The organism is Clostridiaceae bacterium, assembly GCA_012840395.1.
GTDB lineage: Bacteria > Bacillota > Clostridia > Acetivibrionales > DULL01 > DULL01.
Genome location: DULL01000062.1, coordinates 1 through 20,348, shown reverse-complemented (window position 1 = coordinate 20,348; position 20,348 = coordinate 1). Strand labels below are relative to the sequence as shown.

Annotated in this window: 18 protein-coding genes and 1 pseudogene; 15 read left to right on the top strand and 4 right to left on the bottom strand. The window is 36.9% G+C overall.

Translation table 11 applies throughout. The annotated features are described in order from the left end of the window. Positions 1 to 445 precede the first annotated feature (445 nt). Positions 446 to 1,174, bottom strand: a complete 729-nt coding sequence (locus GXX20_07485; protein ID HHW31496.1) for a glycerophosphodiester phosphodiesterase — start codon at positions 1,172 to 1,174, stop codon at positions 446 to 448. Between the two features lie 174 nt (positions 1,175 to 1,348). Between GXX20_07485 and GXX20_07480 the strand changes: the two genes are divergently transcribed. From GXX20_07480 to GXX20_07450, 7 genes are all read left to right on the top strand, one after another. After that, positions 1,349 to 2,755, top strand: a complete 1,407-nt coding sequence (locus GXX20_07480) for a hypothetical protein (protein ID HHW31495.1) — start codon at positions 1,349 to 1,351, stop codon at positions 2,753 to 2,755. A gap of 47 nt (positions 2,756 to 2,802) precedes the next feature. Next, on the top strand, positions 2,803 to 3,549 hold the full coding sequence (locus GXX20_07475; protein ID HHW31494.1) for a glucosamine-6-phosphate deaminase: 747 nt from the start codon (positions 2,803 to 2,805) through the stop codon (positions 3,547 to 3,549). Between the two features lie 32 nt (positions 3,550 to 3,581). Next, the gene (locus GXX20_07470) at positions 3,582 to 4,733 is read left to right on the top strand and encodes an ROK family protein (GenBank protein ID HHW31493.1); all 1,152 of its coding nucleotides are present in this window, start codon (positions 3,582 to 3,584) and stop codon (positions 4,731 to 4,733) included. 130 nt (positions 4,734 to 4,863) lie between these two features. Next, a complete protein-coding gene (locus GXX20_07465) occupies positions 4,864 to 5,973 on the top strand; it encodes a carbohydrate kinase family protein (protein HHW31492.1) in 1,110 nt (369 codons plus the stop codon). A gap of 103 nt (positions 5,974 to 6,076) precedes the next feature. After that, on the top strand, positions 6,077 to 7,408 hold the full coding sequence (locus GXX20_07460; protein HHW31491.1) for an extracellular solute-binding protein: 1,332 nt from the start codon (positions 6,077 to 6,079) through the stop codon (positions 7,406 to 7,408). A 135-nt stretch (positions 7,409 to 7,543) separates the two neighbouring features. After that, on the top strand, positions 7,544 to 8,470 hold the full coding sequence (locus GXX20_07455) for a sugar ABC transporter permease (protein ID HHW31490.1): 927 nt from the start codon (positions 7,544 to 7,546) through the stop codon (positions 8,468 to 8,470). Then, the gene (locus tag GXX20_07450) at positions 8,467 to 9,300 is read left to right on the top strand and encodes a carbohydrate ABC transporter permease (GenBank protein ID HHW31489.1); all 834 of its coding nucleotides are present in this window, start codon (positions 8,467 to 8,469) and stop codon (positions 9,298 to 9,300) included. The genes GXX20_07455 and GXX20_07450 overlap by 4 nt, the downstream gene beginning before the upstream one ends. Positions 9,301 to 9,642: 342 nt before the next feature. On the opposite strand, the gene GXX20_07445 is transcribed toward GXX20_07450, so the two are convergent. The 3 genes from GXX20_07445 to GXX20_07435 form a co-directional block, all read right to left on the bottom strand. Next, positions 9,643 to 10,665: a sugar kinase gene (locus GXX20_07445; protein HHW31488.1), complete on the bottom strand. Its 1,023-nt coding sequence runs from the start codon at positions 10,663 to 10,665 to the stop codon at positions 9,643 to 9,645. 10 nt (positions 10,666 to 10,675) lie between these two features. Then, positions 10,676 to 11,326 carry a bifunctional 4-hydroxy-2-oxoglutarate aldolase/2-dehydro-3-deoxy-phosphogluconate aldolase gene (locus tag GXX20_07440; GenBank protein ID HHW31487.1) on the bottom strand — a complete coding sequence of 217 codons (651 nt, stop codon included), beginning with the start codon at positions 11,324 to 11,326 and terminating at the stop codon, positions 10,676 to 10,678. 270 nt (positions 11,327 to 11,596) lie between these two features. Further along, complete coding sequence (locus tag GXX20_07435; protein ID HHW31486.1) at positions 11,597 to 11,719, bottom strand: hypothetical protein; 123 nt, start codon at positions 11,717 to 11,719, stop codon at positions 11,597 to 11,599. A 186-nt stretch (positions 11,720 to 11,905) separates the two neighbouring features. Between GXX20_07435 and GXX20_07430 the strand changes: the two genes are divergently transcribed. From GXX20_07430 to wecB, 8 genes and pseudogenes are all read left to right on the top strand, one after another. Continuing rightward, entirely contained in the window at positions 11,906 to 12,847 is a 942-nt protein-coding gene (locus GXX20_07430) for a dihydrodipicolinate synthase family protein (GenBank protein HHW31485.1), read from the top strand. Between the two features lie 211 nt (positions 12,848 to 13,058). Continuing rightward, positions 13,059 to 14,225: a mandelate racemase/muconate lactonizing enzyme family protein gene (locus tag GXX20_07425; protein HHW31484.1), complete on the top strand. Its 1,167-nt coding sequence runs from the start codon at positions 13,059 to 13,061 to the stop codon at positions 14,223 to 14,225. 373 nt (positions 14,226 to 14,598) lie between these two features. Then, a complete protein-coding gene (locus GXX20_07420; GenBank protein HHW31483.1) occupies positions 14,599 to 15,690 on the top strand; it encodes an exo-alpha-sialidase in 1,092 nt (363 codons plus the stop codon). Positions 15,691 to 15,998: 308 nt separating this feature from the next. After that, positions 15,999 to 16,286, top strand: a complete 288-nt coding sequence (locus GXX20_07415; GenBank protein HHW31482.1) for a PD-(D/E)XK nuclease family protein — start codon at positions 15,999 to 16,001, stop codon at positions 16,284 to 16,286. Between the two features lie 80 nt (positions 16,287 to 16,366). After that, positions 16,367 to 16,783, top strand: coding sequence for a hypothetical protein (locus tag GXX20_07410; protein ID HHW31481.1), 417 nt, complete (start codon positions 16,367 to 16,369; stop codon positions 16,781 to 16,783). A 244-nt stretch (positions 16,784 to 17,027) separates the two neighbouring features. Continuing rightward, positions 17,028 to 18,136: pseudogene (locus GXX20_07405) on the top strand (polysaccharide biosynthesis protein). Continuing rightward, positions 18,048 to 19,157, top strand: coding sequence for a capsular polysaccharide biosynthesis protein CapF (locus GXX20_07400; protein ID HHW31480.1), 1,110 nt, complete (start codon positions 18,048 to 18,050; stop codon positions 19,155 to 19,157). Before GXX20_07405 ends, GXX20_07400 begins: the two are co-directional and overlap by 89 nt. 17 nt (positions 19,158 to 19,174) lie before the next feature. Further along, positions 19,175 to 20,128: a UDP-N-acetylglucosamine 2-epimerase (non-hydrolyzing) gene (wecB, locus tag GXX20_07395; GenBank protein ID HHW31479.1), complete on the top strand. Its 954-nt coding sequence runs from the start codon at positions 19,175 to 19,177 to the stop codon at positions 20,126 to 20,128. The last annotated feature ends 220 nt before the right edge of the window (positions 20,129 to 20,348 follow it).

Sequence of the window (20,348 nt, the reverse complement as noted above, 5' to 3'; positions counted from 1 at the left end):
TATTACGTACCTCCGTTGTTAGTCTTATTCATTAGGGGTAAGCCCTGCAGATCTTACACCCTGTATTCTAACAGGAGGTACTTCTATTTTCAAAGTTCAGTTTGTTTCATTACAGGAATGCTCCTTTTTATTCCATTGTGGGGGGCTTCAGGTGCTGCCTTTGCTTCACTATTTACACAAATTTGCACAAGTATTATATTGCCATTCTTTATAAAAGGTTTGCATCGTAACTCAGTATTAATGTTACAAGCAATTACTCTTCGAGGAGTTTTTGTAAAATCGAATTTAATTGATTCTTACAGAATGAGTAAAGAAAATCCGCATTATTCATAATTTTTCCGGAAAAACAAAGAATTCCAAGACACAAATATATTTTGTTCTGGAATTCTTTAAATGAATTTTATTAACCCAAAGGATTTTTAAATCTCTCCTCAAGCATTATTGCCTAAACACATTTCTTCTTCAATTCTATAAGCCTATCAGGATAGTTTGTCATAATAGCGTCAATACCTTGCTGCAGCAGATAAATCATGTCAGCTTCATTGTCCACTGTCCAGGCGTTTAAACCAATCCCAACTTTTTTGCATTTTGCGATTTCATTATCATTGAGAAAATGATAGTCTGGATGTAGATATGACATTCCCAAAAGTTGGGCATAAATTTGTGGCTCCACTAAACGGCATTCATAAAGTATGCCATAAGAAAGCTGGGGAGCTATTGCTTTACAGCGAAGCAGGGTATAGTGGTTGAAAGAAGAAATTATAACTTTTTGCTCCAGCTTGTAATCATAAATCATTCTAATAACAGCTTCCTCTATGCCTGGATATTCAAAAATAGTAGTTTTTAATTCAAGGATAGATAAAAAGTTATGGTCTTTTACTAAATCAAAATACTGTTCTAATGTTGGTATTTTCTGAAATCCGTACTTTCCTTTGAATTGACCGGAAACATCGCATTTAAGCAACTCTTCATATGTAAGATCTTTTACTAATAAGTCTTCTCCAGTAAAACGTAATAGTGATTCATCATGAAAAACAACTAAAATATTGTCTTTAGTCAATTGAATGTCAAGTTCTGCACCATCTGCGCCAAGTTCAAGGGCTTTTTTAAAGGCCAGTATCGTATTCTCGGGGTATAAACCACTGAATCCTCTATGAGCAATAATTTTTGTCATGGTAATTCTCCTTTCGCTGCTAAAGGCCATTATAAATAATAGATAGATAATTAATTATTTAACTTAATTAAGTATTGCATTTACTGACATTATATGCTAATATGTCTCTGAAAGCAATAATAAAATTTCGAAGCATTAATAATTCATGTATACTTAACTGTAAAGGCGGGTAGAGTGATGGGAAAAGTGCTTGCGGCAGTTCAGGTTCTGACAGAAAACGAGATAGAACAGATTCATAGTGGAGCTTTACGTATTCTAAAAGAAACCGGTATAAAAGTACCTAATCAGGAAATCCTGAAGATCTGCCAAAAAGCAGGAGCCAGAGTGGATGAGCAGTTGCAGATTGTCCGGTTCCCGGTTGAAATTATTGAGGAACTTGTTGGCCTGATGCGTAAAGAAAGACCCAGACGAAAGCTGATGGAACCAGTTAAGAAAGTATATGCTAACATTTCTACCCAGACATTTTTTGTGGACAAGAAAAATCATATTCGCAGATACGGGTTAATGGATGATGTCCTGAAGGGTATATATCTTGTTGATCAGTTGGAAAGCTATCAAAAGAATAACCCGATAGTTGTTCCTTCAGATGTTCCCTATAACCAGAGCGATGTTATATCAATGCATAAAATACTTACATATGCTAAAAAAGAAGGAAAGACCTATATACTTTCTCCTACTTCTGCAAAATACATATATCGTATGATGAAGACATTGGGAAGAAGATTCGGATACTATCTTAATACAATTTCTCCTCTGCAGTACGCAGCGAACAGTTTGGAGATAGCACTTGTTACTGCAAGAGAAGGAGGAGATATTTCTGTGGGGAGCATGGTAATGTCCGGCTCTACCGGTCCGGTTACAATTGCAGGAACGTTGGTGCTTTCCTGTGCAGAGATTCTGGCATCACAGTTCATAGTTTACCAGTTAACTGGTAAGTTTGCAGAGTTTGGAAGCATATGTCATAGTGTAAATCCTTCCAACATGATGTGTTCTTTTGGATCACCGAACCAGGGCATATTTGCCGTAGCTACTGCTCAGCTGGCGGATTTTTACGGGCTGGACAGCCGGTCGAACTCTGGATTAAGTGATGCTATTTATCCTGATTTTCAGGCCGGAGTAGAGAAAGTTTCAACTGCTCTTTTTGGTGTTCTTGCCGGATGCGGTGGCATAGGAGCAATGGGTATTTCGGGTGCGGACCAGGGTATAAGCCTGGAGCAGCTTGTGCTTGATAATGAATGGATACGGGCTGTTAACTATATGCTGAATGGTTTTGAGGTTAATGAAGAAACACTGGCCATCAAGGAAATAATTGATGCAGGTCATGAAGCAAATTATATATACCAGGAGCACACTGTTCAGCATCTCAGGGAAAGTATATATTTTTCACCTATTTTTGACCGTATTCCATATGAGGTTTGGGAGAGTAAAGGTTGCAGGGACCTTTGTGATAAGGTTGATGAGTTTATTCAAAGCAAACTGGAAGGTTATAAAAATATGGAACCGGCAATTGAAGAGAATTATTGCCGACAGCTGGATGATATTCTTAATGAAGCAATTGAAGAGCTGAGCAAAGTAAACTAAATGTATTATGTTAATAAACTTATTATACATAAAGAAGGTTATGAAAAATGGATATAAGAGTTTTTGACAATCATGATGAATTGAGCAGAAATGCGGCAATTTTCATTGCTGAGCATATGAATCAAAACCCTGGAGGACTTACCTGTTTTGCGGCTGGAAACACACCTTTGCGTACTTTCCAGGAGTTGATCAAACTTCAAAGCCAGGGCAAAGTAGACCTGTCCTCTTCATATTATGTCAGCTTGGATGAATGGTGGGGCATTGGTTATGAAACAAAGGGTTCTTGCGTTCAGGTTATGACTGATACGTTTTATAAACCGGCGGGAATTCCTTCGGACAGAATTAAGGTATTTAACGGCCTGGCTGACAGCATAGAGGAGGAAAAAGAAAGAATAGCATCATATATAAGGGCACATGGCGGGATTGATTTACTGCTGCTTGGAGTAGGGATGAACGGCCATATCGGATTTATTGAGCCAAACCAGTTTAAACCGGGTGCTTGCGTTGATGTTCCTCTTTCAGATGTTACAAAACAGGTTAGTGTGAAATATTTCGGAAAACAATTGAATCTTCAGACCGGTATCACTATCGGATATGATACAATAAAAGCAGCAAAGAAAATACTTGTACTTATAAGTGGAGAAGAGAAAGCTGAAATCGCAAAGAAAACACTGATTGATGCGCCCTGTGAGGAAATTCCTTCTTCAATGCTGCAAAAACATGAAAATGCGGTTTTCTTTTTAGATTGCAAAGCCGCCAGGTTATTGGGAAATATAGTGAATAAAAATTGTTGACATTATAAAATGGATTTAGTGAGAGGGTAAAATTGAAATCGTACAACGCTTCTGATTTAAAAGATTTAAACAGGGAGATAGTTTACAGGCTATTAGAGAAGAAAAAGGAGATTTTCCGTGCTGAAATTGCCCGGTTGACAGGCATTAGCACTCCTACTGTTCTCAAAATAATATCTTATTTTCTGGAATTAGGATTGGTAAGTGAGGAGGGAGAGTGTAAACCCAGCCTTGGCCGAAAACCACAGATGCTGAGGTTTAATGCTGATGCCAGGTTTTCTATTGGAGTAGAGTATGAGGGAGATTTTTTAAAAGTAGGAATTGTCAACCTGGAAGGTGATTTAAAGACTTCAAAGCAGAAGCGGGTTTCCGGGCATTTTACAGAAGTGATGCAAAAAGAATGTATTCCTTTAATAAAAGGTATTGTTGATTCCAGTGGTATTTCCTGGGAAAAAATAATGGGTGTAGGAATAGGTGTACCTGCCATTGTTGATATAAAAAATAACATTGTTTCAGCTGCACCTTTAGTAGGAATATTGCATGATGTGGACTGTAAGCCAATTCTCCAGGAACTGAAAAATCAGTTAGGTCTTGATGCTTTTATTGAAAATGATGCAAATGCAGGAGCTTTAGGAGAATTTACTATACGAAAGCTAACTGATGCTTCAGATTTGGTGTATATTTCACTTGGAACCGGACTTGGTGCAGGTGTGGTTCTACAGGGCAAGTTACGCAGAGGTGTCTGGAATTCCAGTGGTGAAATAGGCTATATGGTATATGATAAAAATTTTATAACTTCAACAGAACGGTCTGGATGGCTTGAAAGCCAGGTTAATGCCCATGCGCTGACAAAGCGGTGGCCCTTTTTTTCACAGCTGTTTGAAGGAGAAAGCTGGAAAAAATTTGAGACTACCAGCGATTTTCATTTGCTGATTGATCATGTTGCAGGAAATCTTGCGCTGTGTATTGCCAATATTTACAGTATTTTAGATGTGGATGTGGTGGTGCTAGGGGGTATCAGTGTAAAACTATTAGGTCCTTTATTAATTGAATCTATAAATAGATATTTGTCTCGTCTTAACTCTCGCAATATTACATGCCAACTGCAGAAAAGCCCTGAGCCAAGCGTTGTAGGGGCAGCTACCATTGCAATTAAAGAAAAGCTGAAAGAGATTTTTTCTGGTTAAATGAAGAAATAAAAAAAGGCAAAATTAGCTAACATTAAATAAGTAACTTAATTAATTATCTGGCATTATCTATCACAAGTATAAACATTAAAGAAATGAAAGTATTAAAAAATGGATTTGAGGTGATGGCTTGCTATTAAAACTTTCTGATTTACACATTAATGACTATACTGCCATAGTAAACAAACTTAATAGGAAAAAAGTCGTTCTTGGTTTTGATGGTTTTATAGATATTATTGTCAAGCCTATACAGTCGGGACATGTAGGAAATAATCCTGATTATTTTGAAACATTAAAGAGTTTTGGAAATTACATATCTTCCAGGCACGAACTTAGTGGTTCTATTGAACTGGAAACTATAATGGAGAAAATAGGAGGAAATGTGCCTAATACGGCGGCAGCAATGAAAAGTTTGGGTGCCCGGGTGGTTTGTATAGGCGCATTGGGATATCCGGAAAGACATCCATTGTTTCTGGAAACATTTGAACCAGAAGAGATGATTTCGGTAACTGATCCTGGCCAATGTATATCCTTTGAGTTCCAGGACGGCAAATTAATGTGTGCTCTTAATAAATCTATTAACGACATGGATTGGAACATTATAAAAAGCAGGGTGCCTCTGGAGAAATTAATGGATCTTTATTCCATGAGCGATATGTTGGTTTTTGTGAACTGGAGTGAGCTTCCTCATGCCGGGCAAATATGGGAAGGTGTCTACGATGAAATTTTCACAAAGATACCTGAAGGGAAGTGGGTACTTTTTGATTTATCGGACTGCACCAGGAAAAGTGATGAACAAATACGAGAGGGGATTAAAATAATCCGGAAATTTGCTCAAAAATCAAGGGCGATTTTGAGCCTTAATGAAAATGAAGGCAAAAGTGTAAGTCAAGCCTTGTTTGGTAAAGCATTGGCAGGAGAAGCCGAAGGCAGGCGGATTTTGGAATATACAGGAGCCTCGGTTGTGGTATTTCATCACCTGGATAAAACTTTTTCTTTCACCCCGGATGAAACCTATTGTTTCAATAATTATTTGATAAAGAAGCCATGTATTTCAACAGGTGGCGGTGACAATTTTAATGCAGGTTTTTGCTGTGGTTTGCTTTCTGGGTTATCAGTCCCGCAATCAACAGTCCTTGGATCTTTATGCGGAAGTTATTATGTTGAAAATGCTAAATGTGCTACCTTTCCCGGCATCTATGAATATGCGGGAAAACTTGCAAATGGCAAAATGCTGTGATTCTTATTCCCGAATGTTGAAGGTATTAGTTCCAATACCTTGAACATAGAATTCGAAAGTTTAAAACTTTCGATAAAATAATTCATAGGAGGTTTGGTATTTTATGAAAAAGAAACTTCTGGTACTAATTCTTGCCATTACCATGATAGTGGTAGCGGCCTGTTCTTCATCTAAAAGTCCAACTTCTCCAGGTGAGACAGATAAAGGTTCTGTTACTACTTCTGAGGATAAACCGGTAATTGATAAGACTATAAAGCGTGAAGTCAGGGTAGTAGGTCATTTATTCGATGATACCCGAAGGCAAATTCTTGCCAATGTTGCTGAAAAACTAAAAAAAGAATGGCCTAACATTACTCTGGTTGATGACTGCGTAAGCGATCATGGCACAAAATTAAAGTTAGAGCTACCCACCGGCAGCGGTCCTGAAATCTTTTCTGTAGACGACTTATATCAGCAACAGCTATTGCCCTATATAAGTGATATAACAGATATAGTTATTGAGCACAAATTTGCAGAACGTTCATTAGAGGGAGCATTGGATTTCAATAACCAGAGGACTCCCGGTCACTACTACAGTGTACCATTCACCATGAGCCCATGCGCATTCTATTACAATAAAGCAATATTTAAAGAACTGAATATTACTCCACCTAAAACATTTGATGAATTGGAAGCAATTCTGGCAAAGATAAAAAATGAAAGCAACTATATTCCTCTTGCCAATGCCGGGCTTTCTAACCGCCATGTTTTATGGATGACCTATTGTAATGTTAGTAACAATGCAGATATGAATGATATACGCAAATGGTATTTCCAGGAGTCAACTCCTGAATCAGTTAAGAATGCTTTTATAAAGAGTTTTGAAATTCTGCAGGATTGGTGCAACAAGGGTTATTTCGGCGATGTTAAGACAGTTCTGGGTATAGACCATCTGGTTTATATATCCAATGTCTATGGAAAGGGCAATGTTGCTATGTCTTATGATGGTGACTGGCGTTTGCAGGAATTCGAAGCCAGCGGTATTGATACAGGTGTATTTGCTTTCCCATCTGAATATGGCACAAATGCTGTTGACTTTAGCTGGGCACTTAACAAGGAAGCCGGAGAAGATCCTACTATGAGAGCCTTCTTTGCAGACTTCGTGGAAGCTTTCTTTGACAGGGACATTGTGGCACAATTCTATGAAGCCGGATATACACCTTCAATCAAGATAGATACTACAGGACTTACAGTTTCACCACTGAGACAGGAATTCATGGAGGCTATTAAGAACCAGAAAGTGGGATATTTCCTGGATAATGCCGCACCTGGCATGTTTGAGGCATTAACAAAGATTACACAACAGCTTATGCTCAATGAAATTACACCAGAGGAAGCCTGGGTTCAGATGGACGCAAGCTATGAACAAGGTAAGGCTTCTGTACAAAGCAGGTAATTTATGGAATTATATTTTAAACTACTGGCGGTATATACGCCAGTAGTTTAAAATATGAAATAGACGGTATATATCGTCGTTATAAGAAACAAAAAGTATTGTCAATATAATTTGCAAAATATAGGAGGTGATATATTGGCTCAGATCAGTAGTAGTAAGGTCAGTGGCAATAAAAAAAAGGAAACCCTTAAAAAAGATTTGGTGGCATATTCCATGCTATTTCCTGGTATGCTGATATTTTTGGTTTTTGTTTTTATTCCTTTTTTGCAAACGATAGTAATAAGTTTTACTGACTGGAATGGCCTGAATGCACCCAAATTTATAGGATTACAAAATTATATTGAGTTGTTTACCTCTAATACCAGCAAATTTTACATAGCGCTAAAAAATAATTTATTCTGGATGGTATTGGGAACTGCCGTGCCGGTTATTATCGGTATCTTCCAGGCAAATATATTGGTCGGACACAGAATTAAATCATCAAATGTATGGCAAATGATTTTTTTCATGCCTCAAATTCTTTCTGTTACGGTTACTTGTTTAATTTGGACATGGCTCTATGAACCAACAAACGGTCCTATTAATGCTTTTCTTGACCTGATAGGAGCAGGTTTTTTGAAAAGTTCCTGGCTGGGAGATCCTAAATTGGTTATGTGGTCATTGCTAGGAATATATATTTGGTTGACTTATGGATTTGATACGGTAGTTTTTTGTGCCGCCATTCAGGGTGTTAACCCGCAGCTTTATGAAGCATCAACTATTGATGGCTGTTCACTTCGCAAGCAGTTTTGGCATATTACCCTGCCAAGTATACGCGGAACTTTGGTTACTACAATACTGCTGCAGATTATTAGCTCTTTTAAGGTTTTGGATGTAGTGTTTATTACTACAAAGGGAGGGCCAGGATATAACTCATATATTCTTTCTTACTATGCCTACAACGAAGGTATACAAAGCGGAAGAGTTGGCTATTCGGCAAGTATTTCCATCGCCCTTGCAATATTGCTGTTTAGTGTATCTATGGCCTATAACAGAGCTGCAGAAAGGATAGATATGCAATGAGGAATAAGAGCATAAGAACTATAGTATCGGATGTGTTTTTCATTATATTATTTTCCTGCTACTCACTTTTGCCGGTACTTTGGATTGTAATGACTTCTTTGAAGTCCAATGAAGATTTTGTGCGTTATGGTTCTTTAGCACTTCCTAAAAAATTATATTTTGATAACTATATCAAAGCATGGAAGGCAGCACGGTTTTCCACATACTTTTGGAATAGCATTTATGTAGCAGCTTTAACAGTAATCGGAATTGTAATTTGCTGCGTTTTGATTTCTTATTGTCTGTGCTATTTGGAATTCCATGGAAAAAGATTTTTAGAATCTTTAATTATTTTTGGATTATTGATTCCATTTGAATTAGTAATGATTCCTTTATTTCGTAATATAAAGACTCTTAATATGATGAATACACATATGGCAATTATTTTTCCTCAAATAGCCCTTTGGTTGCCTTTTTCAGTGTATTTAATAAGAAGTTTTATGAAAGTGATTCCTATATCGCTGGTTGAATCAGCCCGTATTGATGGAGCCGGGGAATACCGTACTCTGTTTTCCATTGTAACTCCTTTGATAAAGCCGGCGGTTATTTCTATTATAATTTTCAATTTAGTTTCCTCCTGGAATAATTTCATGCTTCCGACCATTATGATTACAAGTGACAGGTTACGTACAGTTCCTTTGGGGCTGAACGCTTTCAGGACCAAGTATTCTATTGACGTGGCATTAACTTCTACAGCTACAGTTATTATTGCAGTTCCTGTTATTATACTGTACCTTATATTCCAGAGAAAATTAATATCAGGTCTTATTGTAGGAGCAATAAAACAATAATTAATATATCCTTACCTCAAATACCCGTGCATTGGGGTAGCCATATGTTGACACACTATAAACACATTCTTTGTTCCTGAGAATGCTGAGACGGTATTTCCGCACAAGTTCTAAGGGCAAGAATTTTACCTGGTGATTCTTAACGGCCTGCCATCATTAAATTATTGATATTTTTTAATAATATCACCTGTAAGAAATGGCATATGCTCCTGCAAAATTCAGAAACTGAGTAGGTGGCCCTTTATGGAATAAATTTAATGGAGGGTGAACATTGATTGCCCATCCTCCATAGGCTACTGCATCATCAAAAATGCGGTTATATTAGAAAACAATGAGAATGTTTTACCGCTGTACACGACCGGAGGTGTTTCCTGCAGCAAGAGAGTTTACTTCTGCTACACTTACCAGGTTGAAATCATGCTCAATTGTATGTTTTAAGCAGGAAGCTGCAACAGCAAAATTAATGGCTTTCTGAGCATCAAAACCACTTATTAACGAGTATATCAGAGCACCGCTGAAACTGTCACCACCGCCGACTCTGTCTACTATATGTATTTTGTAGGAGGGTGAAAAGTATGCTTTATCATTAACATACAGCATACCTGCCCAATTGTTGTCGCTGGCTGAAATGCTTCCCCGTAATGTGAAAGCCACCTTTTTAAAGCCAAACCTTTCTGTCAGCTGCTTTGCAACATTTAAATATCCTGCTTCGTTAATTACGCCACCTTCTATATCTGTATTCTCAGCGGCTATTCCGAAGACATCATATGCATCCTCTTCATTGCCAATACAGACATCAACATATGGCATAAGCTCTTGCATAACTTCGCGCGCCTGTTCTCTACTCCAGAGTTTCTTGCGGTAGTTGAGGTCACAGCTTACTGTGAGTCCTTTTTCCTTAGCTGTTTTGCAGGCTTCGAGACATATTTTTGGGAGTTCTCCGCCCAATGCGGGTGTAATACCTGTAAAATGGAACCAATCTCCTCCTTCAAAGATTTTGTCCCAGTTAAAATCTTCTTGTTTTGCCAGTGCAATTGAGGAACCGGCACGGTCATAGATAACTTTAGATGCACGCTGAGATGCGCCTTTTTCAACAAAGTAAATTCCAAGTCTTGGACCACCGTAAACAATGTTTCGCGTATCAACTCCATACTTTCGCAATTCATTAATAACGCATCTGCTAATATCGTTGTCTGGTAATTTGGATATAAACACCGAGTCCAAACCGTAGTTGGCGACAGAGACTGCAACATTTGCCTCACCGCCCGCATAAGAAACTTCAAATTTTGTAGCCTGAGTGAAGCGTAGATAACCTTCCGGATTTAGCCTCATCATGATTTCTCCAAAGGTGATAACCCTTGCCATTTTATTATCACTATCCTTTCATATTATTTATATACTCTTTTGCCAATGCAGTAATTTTGTCAAACTCACCGTTTTCAATCCATTTTTTATTAACCAGGTTTCCACCGACACCCACACCTGCTGCTCCACTGCCCAAATATTCTTTAATATTCTTCTCGTTTATTCCTCCAACCGCAAGCAGCCGGACATGGCTAATTGGTGCTTTTATTGCCTTAATATAGCTACTGCCAAAGTTACTTGCAGGGAATATTTTAACGAAATCAGCACCGGCATTATGAGCAGCTAATACTTCCGATGGTGTCAGTGCTCCAGGTATTGATACAAGATCAAGAGCCCGTGTTTTTTCAATTACTGATAAATCAGTGTTAGGAGAAATGATATACTTTGCACCTGCTTCAAAAGCCATTTCTACTTGCTCGGGTGTTACAACGGTACCTGCACCGGTAATTACTTTACCATCAAAATGTTTATTAATAGAGGATATAGATTTGGCAGTATCTGAAAAAGAATCAGGATTTGCCTGGTGGAATGTTATTTCAATCATTTTTATGCCACCTTTGTAAAGTGCCTCAGCCAGCCTCAGACATTGTTCAGGCTTAAGTCCGCGCACAATGGCAATAATTTTGTTATCTAGAATTTCCTGTATGATTTTTTTCCGCATAAATATTCCTCCTTGTTTTGCAGTTATATTACTAATATTTTGTTTTAATTGGATAAGAATTATGTTTTTTCCAAAAAGTTAGATACGGGTAGCTGTCCTTTTTTAACCGCATGATACACGTATATTCTACTTCTTAATTCTAAATATTTATTTCTTAATATTCTACTACTTGTTCTTTCAAAATATCGTATTAATTCATGCAATGGTTGTCGAGGATCAAACATATAAACATATGAACATGGTCTGGTATTATTTCTAATGCTTCTTTTTCTACATTTTTTTCATTGCTATATAATAATATATTTGTCTTAGATCTTTTTCAACATTACCAACTAATACTTTACGTCTAATTTTACGACAAAATACTATATGATATTGATTAAGATATACAATTCCGTTTTATGAATATATTTATCATTCATTAGGTATGCACCACCTATCAAATTATAATATATTACAATATTAGATATATGCCAAGTATATAATTTACTTCAGGTAGAAGAATATCTTTTGAGTAGTATTTTCAGGGAAAATAGTTATGATATAATATTATGTAATAATTATGGAGGAATAATTGGTATGAGCACTGTTAATAAAATAAGATTTAGCGGAGTTTTCCCGATTCTTGCCACTCCGTTTAATGAAGACGGAAGTGTGGATTACGATAGCTTAAAGGAGCTTGTTAGATTTGAATTGACGGCAGAAGTAGACGGGTTAGGTCTTTTTGGAATGGCAAGCGAGACGTATACTTTGCTTGCTTCTGAAAAGTATAAAATAGCAGAAGTGGTTAAGAATGAAATAAAAGGCAGGATCCCGTTAATATTTGGAAGTGGACATACATCTGCGGAGGGAGCGGTGCAGCTAAGTATTGAAGCGCAACGTCAAGGCGCAGATGCATTGATGGTTATGGCTCCATCAATGGTAAAGCCGGATGGGAAAAGATTGTACGAGTACTTTGCAAAAATCGCACATGCAGTGGATATTCCAATAATGATACAGGATGCTCCATTAGCCAGTAATGTTAATATTCCTTCATCGCTTATAGCTAAGCTGGCGAAGGAGTTCGAGAACATACAGTATGTTAAAGTTGAAGCACCTCCAACAATTATCAAGATTGCGGAAATACTTGAAGCCACCCAGGGTGATGTAACTGTATTCGGCGGAATGAACGGTATGTATATGTACGAGGAGTTTTTATGTGGGTCTGCTGGAACAATGCCAGCTTGTGAATTCCCGGATGTGGCAGTAAGTATATATAGGAACTTTATAAATGGTAAGCATGATGAGGCAAGAGAGATATTTTATAAATACCTTCCTATGATTAGGATTGGCACTCTTCCCAATTATGCTATGTCCGTGCACAAGGAAATATTAAAGAAAGGCGGAGTTATAAAGTCAGCATATGTGAGAAATCCGAACAGCCCACTGGATGACGAAACAAGAAAAGTAGTTTTTGAGACTTTGAAAAACCGCGAACTGCTGGCCTTGAACTGGAACAAACGAAACAACCCATCAACATGAATAAGTTTAATAATTGACAAGTAAATGAATCAATAATCAAAAGATATATCAAAGCTAAAAAATAGAACAAGAGATAATCTATTTACATAAAACTATTGACTAGAACTTGTGATAAAAGTAAAGAGCTTAAGTAATAAATAATCTTAAATAGTAAAGGAACATAATTGAAAAATAAACCTAACATTATTAGTGTAATGGGTGATACGCCGCAATGACTGATATAATTGAAAAAGTTGAAGCCTTTCCAATAACAATACCAAGAAAAGTTCCGTATTTAGGTCCTTTAGGCGAGATAGTTCCAAATCAAAAGGGGTATTTTATCAGGCCGCGGAACAAGACAGTATACAGTATTCATGATCATTCTATGCTGGTTAAGATAACCACCAGGGATGGCGTTGTAGGTTGGGGTGAAGCCCTCTGTCCCGTTTCTCCTCAAGTTAGCGCGAAAATAGTTGATGATCTCCTGGGTCCTTTAATCATTGGAAGAGATCCACAGGATGTTGTGTCAATTTATGAGGATTTATATAGTTCCATGCAAGTTAGAGGATATCATGGAGGATTCTTTTGTGACGCTTTGGCAGCGATAGATATTGCATTGTGGGATATTAAGGGTAAACAGCTGGGTCTTCCAATATGTAAGATACTTGGTGGAAAACGCAGAGACAAAATTCCTGCATACGTATCAGGTTTGCCTAAGGCCACGGTCGAAGAACGTGCCGAGTTTGCATTGGAATGGATAGAAAAAGGTTATGATGCTGTAAAATTTGCTGCGGCCGTTTCCTATGAAGGTGAAGTAAAAGAAGCGAAAGCAATCCGAAAAGCTATAGGAGATGGTTATAATATACTTGTAGATATGCATTGGAGATATAGCGCTCTTGAGGCAATAGCTCTTATTGATAAACTTTCGGAATATGATATTTACCTGGCAGAAGCTCCTGTGCATCCCCAGGATATTGATGGTCAGGCGTTTGTAACATCAAGGGTAAAGACATCTATTGGTATTGGTGAAGAACTGCGTAATATATATGAGTTTAGAGAACGTTTTGAAAGAAGATGTATGAACGTTATACAACCTGAAATGGGACGCCTTGGTATAACAGCATTCTGGAATGTGTGCCAGATGGCGAAGGCATATCATTGCAAGGTAATGCCTCACGCAAGCATAGGTGTTGGAGTGTTCCAGGCGGCGAGTTTGCAGGTATCGGCGGCTGTCCAGGATTTGCCGTATCATGAATTTCAACACTCAACATTTGACACCTCACTGAAATTTCTGAAAGGGAATATGAGATGTGAAAACGGTTTTTTCACACTGCCGGATGGAGCAGGGCTGGGTGTTGAGCCAATTGATGATATGTTTGAGTTTATAATTATAGAATAATCAGGGAGAAAAAAGAGTAATACATTGTATGTTGAAATGTTTTTCACTGCTTTACAAAAGCTGTATCCCGAATCCCCTGATCATTGTGGCGGGCTACAGCTTTTTAATTTTCTATAACAATGAAATAACAGCTTCCCTGATCTCCAAAGCTGATGGCTCAGCTGCCAACAAATGTAATTCTGCCTTCATCTCCTTTTCCTATAGCAAAGCAGCCGGTTCAATTTAACCTGATACTCAAGATTTTATGGATATAAGAAAAAGTTCACTTATATGCGATGCTTCCAAGTAACTAACCTGATATAATAATAAGAGAAAGAAAAAAATTTAAAAGAAGACTAAAAATTTTATTTTCTTTAACAAGGAGTGAGAAATTTTGGAAAAGAAAGGCACAATCGTACATGAATTGCCTCCATCTGAGAGAAATCCCAGAAATAGCGAAGGAGCGTTTCTTACACTTAAAGATGGAAGGATAGTTTTTATTTACAGTAAATTTATTGGAGATAGTTCAGAGGATGACGCAAAAGCCAGTATTGCTGCCATTTATTCTAACGACGGAGGAAGAACCTGGACCAGTAAAGAAAAAATAATTGCCACACCAGATGAATATAATGCTAAAAATATAATGAGTGTATCACTTATGAGAATGTTAAATGGTGATATCGGACTTTACTATGGTAAAAGGTATGGGTGGCATGATACAAGGCTTCATCTGTGGAGATCTTCTGATGAAGGTGAAACATGGGGAAAAGAAGTTTGCTGTATACCTACAAAAGGATATTTTGTTTCCAACAATGACCGCGTTATCAGGACATCTACAGGAAGAATTATTGTGCCAGGCAATTTGCACAGGATGCGTGGAGATGATATTCATGATCATTCCTCATTTGATTACAGGGGAATTGCTTGTTTCTTTATATCCGATGATGATGGATTTACTTGGAGAGAAGCCAAAAATTATTGTGTAATGCCATTACCCAGATCTCGAACAGGACTCCAGGAAACAGGATTGATTGAACTCAAAAACGGGTTGATTTGGGCTTGGTTCAGGACCGATATGGGATATCAATACGAATCTTTTTCAAGGGATTTTGGAGACACCTGGACAATGCCTCAGCCTTCTGTGTTTACTTCTCCTGATTCTCCGCTTTCGATGAAGAGAATACCCCATAATGGCTATTTGCTTGCAGTTTGGAATCCTATACCTAATTATAATACAAGAATAGCCCATAAAGACCGTTTGTGGGGCAGGAAACCACTTGTTGGAGCTATAAGCAAAGATGATGGCATTACATGGGAAGAGCCATTTATTATTGAAAGCGAGGAAGACAGAGGAGGTTACTGCTATACAGCTATATATTTTACTGATGATGCAGTTTTATTGGCATATTGTGCAGGTGAGCCTGAAGATGGTGTTTGCCTTGCCAGGTTAAGGATTCGCAGGATTCCTTACAGTGATATAATTTAACTATAAAAATAAAATTATTGATAATTCTTTTTACATAAAATATTAAATCAATAATGAATGATTGGGGTGCGGAACTTAGTTTTCTGGCACCCCTGTTATATTATTATAAATGTTTCATGCTTGAGTGAGACAGATTTGTCAGTTTTTCATCTAAATAATATCGTACCATTTTTTAAACGTATAGTTATAAATAATCAAATCAGTTTTTCCCAGTATGAATATGAATTTAGGAAATATGATATAACAAAAATAATAGTAAAAGTTTCCTGAAAGCTATAGTGGAGTTCGCTTTGATTGGAGAAATGCCAATGAATATATTTAAAGTCCTTGCATCAGGGAAGAAAAGTTTTCTTGAGGAACAGGCTTCAGCAATTATAGCCTGGTTTATGAATCCGCGAATGGAACATGGAATGGGTTTCTTGTTTTTATCGAGATTCGTCAGGGAACTGCAAACCAGGCAAAACGGACTTGATGAAATCAGCAGCAAGTTGTTTACCCAGCTCCGCAGTGGCAGTGATACAGAACTCAAATGGAGTTGCAAGCTGGAATACGATGCTTTTCCTGATAAGTTGGAAAATGACATTTCAAACAGATAGTTACATGGCAGAAAAATAATATAGGCTATCCGTCCATTTCAGCTATAATTGAGGGAATCTTTGAAGATGAATGCAAAGGATTGATAGAACCTATTCCTGAATATACAAGGCACACCCTTAAAGCTTTAAATGTTTTTATAAACAATGATTTTGAAGAATACTATTACAATAGTGATACACATTATTCCGGAAATAATGAGCTTACTGAAGACAATCTCAATATATCCGAGCTTTCAAAGAAGACAACCGGATATGTTGGAGTGAAGGGCGGTTTGTCCGGGCTTATGTTTATGGATAAAAACAAGCTTAAAAAACATAAATTCCAGTATACTTCTGTTGACATGTCAAGACACTGCTATTGGATTGAACTTGGAATGTTTTTGAAGATAACCAATTGGCTATTATATGGAACCGAGCCGGATATCATATGGAATACAGCTTTACCTTCAAGACTGTTTTACAAAATCGTAATTGAAGCGAAATATGCAAGACGATAGAGTATTTCATAATACTTTCTTTTTATGAGAATTTTTGGGTAAAATTGGGAAATATGTTAGAATTATTATGTAAATTGTCCAAGAAGTGAAAGTGTTATATCAGATTTTAGTAAAGCTTATGGCTCGTGGATATATACATGGATATATAATAACTTTAAATATTTTGGCTAAGATTTTGTATTTTGCTATACAAGCTAATGTGGATTGATAGGTTTCAACTAAAAGCAATCAGGAGATGGAAATTATGTTCAAAAATAAAACCTTATTAATCACCGGTGGTACTGGTTCGTTTGGCAATGCTGTACTAAAGCGTTTCCTTAACACTGACATAGGAGAGATACGCAAATTCTCCCGTGATGAAAAAAACAGGATGATATGCGCAGGCTATATAAGAATGACAGGATTAAATATTATATTGGCGATGTGCGGGACATTGCAAGTGTCAAAAACGCCATGCATGGAGTAAATTATATTTTTCATGCAGCAGCATTAAAACAGGTTCCATCCTGCGAGTTCTTTCCACTTGAGGCAGTAAAAACAAATGTTTTTGGAACGGACAATGTACTCACAGCAGCTATTGAATGCGATGTAAAAAAGGTTATTTGTTTATCTACAGATAAAGCCGCTTATCCAATAAATGCAATGGGGATATCAAAAGCAATGATGGAAAAAGTGGTTATAGCTAAGTCCAAAACTGTAGATCCAGATAAAACCTTAATATGTTGTACCAGATATGGAAATGTTATGGCTTCCAGAGGTTCTGTAATACCTTTGTTTGTCGAGCAGATAAAGAATGGACAAGCCTTAACTATTACTAATCCAAATATGACAAGATTTCTAATGAGTCTTGAAGAGGCTGTGGAGCTTGTAGTATATGCATTTCAGAATGCACAGGCAGGCGATATTATGGTTCAGAAGGCTTCAGCATCAACTATAGGAGATTTGGCTCAGGCATTAAAGGAATTATTTAATGCTGATAATGAAATAAAAATAATTGGTACACGTCATGGCGAAAAATTATATGAAACGTTATTAACAAAAGAAGAATATTTAGTCGCCGAGGACATGGGAAATTACTTTAGGGTACCGGCTGACAGAAGAGACCTGAATTATGACAAATTTTTTACCGAAGGAAGCTCACAACTGACAGCTTCTGATAAAGAATATACATCTCATAATACAACCAGGCTTAATGTTGAACAAATTAAAGAGAAACTATTGACCTTAGATTATATTCAAAAAGAACTGGAAGGTTGGAATAAAAATGAAAATACTAATAACCGGTGCAAAAGGTTTTATTGGAAAAAATCTAATCGCAGAATTAAAAAATCGGAAATATACAGATATTTTTGAATACGATGTAGATACAGATCTGGCCTTATTAAATATATATTGCAGAGAAGCTGATTTTGTATTCCATCTGGCAGGTGTTAACCGCCCTAAAGATCAATCAGAATTTATGGAAGGTAATTTTGGATTTACTTCTAAGTTATTAGAAACATTGAAAAAATATAAAAACACATGTCCGTTTATGCTCTCATCATCAATCCAAGCAGTTCTTGATAATCCGTATGGAAAGAGTAAAAAAGCTGGAGAAGATTTAGTGTTTGCATATGGTAAGGATACAGGTGCCAGGGTGTTAGTTTATAGGTTTCCAAATGTATTTGGGAAATGGTGCAGACCTAATTACAATAGTGTAATAGCTACTTTCTGTTATAATATTGCCCGTGATTTGCCTATAACTGTCAATGATCCCAAAGTTGTAATGAAGCTGGCTTACATTGATGATGTTGTAGAGGAACTGATAAAAGCATTGGAAGGAAAAGAGACCCGTGTTGAAGACTTTTGCGAGGTACCAGTGGTTTATACCATTACTTTAGGAGAAATAGTTGATTTAATATATTCATTTAAGAAAAGTCGCAAAGACATTTCTGTTCCAGATATGTCTGATGAGTTTACCAGAAAACTATATAGCACCTATTTAAGTTACTTGCCGGAGGATAGCTTTTGTTATGCCTTGAAAATGAATATCGACCAAAGAGGTTCATTTACAGAGTTTATTAAAACTTCAGACAGGGGGCAAGTGTCTGTTAATATATCTAGACCCGGTATAACTAAAGGCAATCATTGGCACCATACAAAAAATGAGAAATTTTTAGTCGTGAGTGGAAAAGGTGTTATACGATTTAGAAAAATTGGATCAGATGAAGTAATTGAGTATTATGTTAGCAGTGATAAGTTGAAAGTAATTGATATACCTCCAGGATATACACACAATATTGAGAATTTAGGTGATACGGATATGGTAACCATAATGTGGGCAAATGAGTGTTATAACCCAGATAAGCCAGATACTTATTTCGAGGAGGTATAATTGTGAATAGCTCATCAATAAGCAGATTAAAACTAGTAACAATACTTGGTACAAGACCTGAAATAATACGTTTGTCTGAAATAATAAAAAAATGTGATATATATTTTGAACATATACTTGTACATACAGGTCAAAACTGGGATTATACATTAAATCAGATATTCTTTGAGGATTTGGGCTTAAGAAAACCGGATTATTATCTAGATTCAGTTGGTGAAGATTTAGGTGAAACAATTGGTAATATCATTGCAAAAAGCTATAAGTTACTCTCAGAATTAAAACCAGATGCGCTTTTAGTTTTGGGTGATACAAATTCAGCTTTATCAGCTATATCAGCTAAAAGACTAAAAATACCAATATTTCATATGGAAGCAGGCAACAGATGTTTTGACGAAAATTTGCCTGAGGAAACCAACCGAAGAATAGTTGACCATATTGCTGATGTGAATTTGTGCTATAGCGAACATGCTAGACGTTATTTAAATTATGAAGGGGTTGCAAAGGAGCGTACCTATGTAACAGGTTCTCCCATGGCTGAAGTATTAACTGCAAATATTGATAAAATCAAAAAAAGCAGAATTCTTGACGAACTGGGATTGAAGAGAGGAGAATATATTATACTTTCTGCCCATCGTGAAGAAAATATTGATATTGAAGTGAATTTCTTTTCTCTTATGAATGCAGTAAATGCTTTGGCAGAATATTACGATATGCCTGTTATTTATAGCACTCATCCCAGAAGTGCAAAATTTATAGAGAAGAGGGAATTCAAATTTCATCCATTGGTAAGAAATCTAAAGCCATTTGGCTTTTCAGATTATAATAATCTTCAGATAAATGCTTTTTGTGTAGTTTCAGATAGCGGGACATTGCCGGAAGAAGCCTCTTATTTCAAGTTTCCTGCTGTTTGCATCAGGACAAGTACTGAGCGGCCAGAGGCATTAGATAAGGGCAATTTTAGGAGCTGTTAAGTAAAAATGAAAAAAGAGCTGAATTTCTCTTAGAATAACTAAAGAATTCTAGAGAATGCAGCCCCAAAAGAATAATAGCTATAAAATTTTGCTAGTCAAGGATAAAGTGAACGGGCAAAGCCCGTCCTTGACAGTCAAAATTTATATAGCTAAATAGAAAACAAGGGCTGCAAGGCAAAGAAATGCATGGCAAAAAGCCCTGCCTAATACACAGGGTATG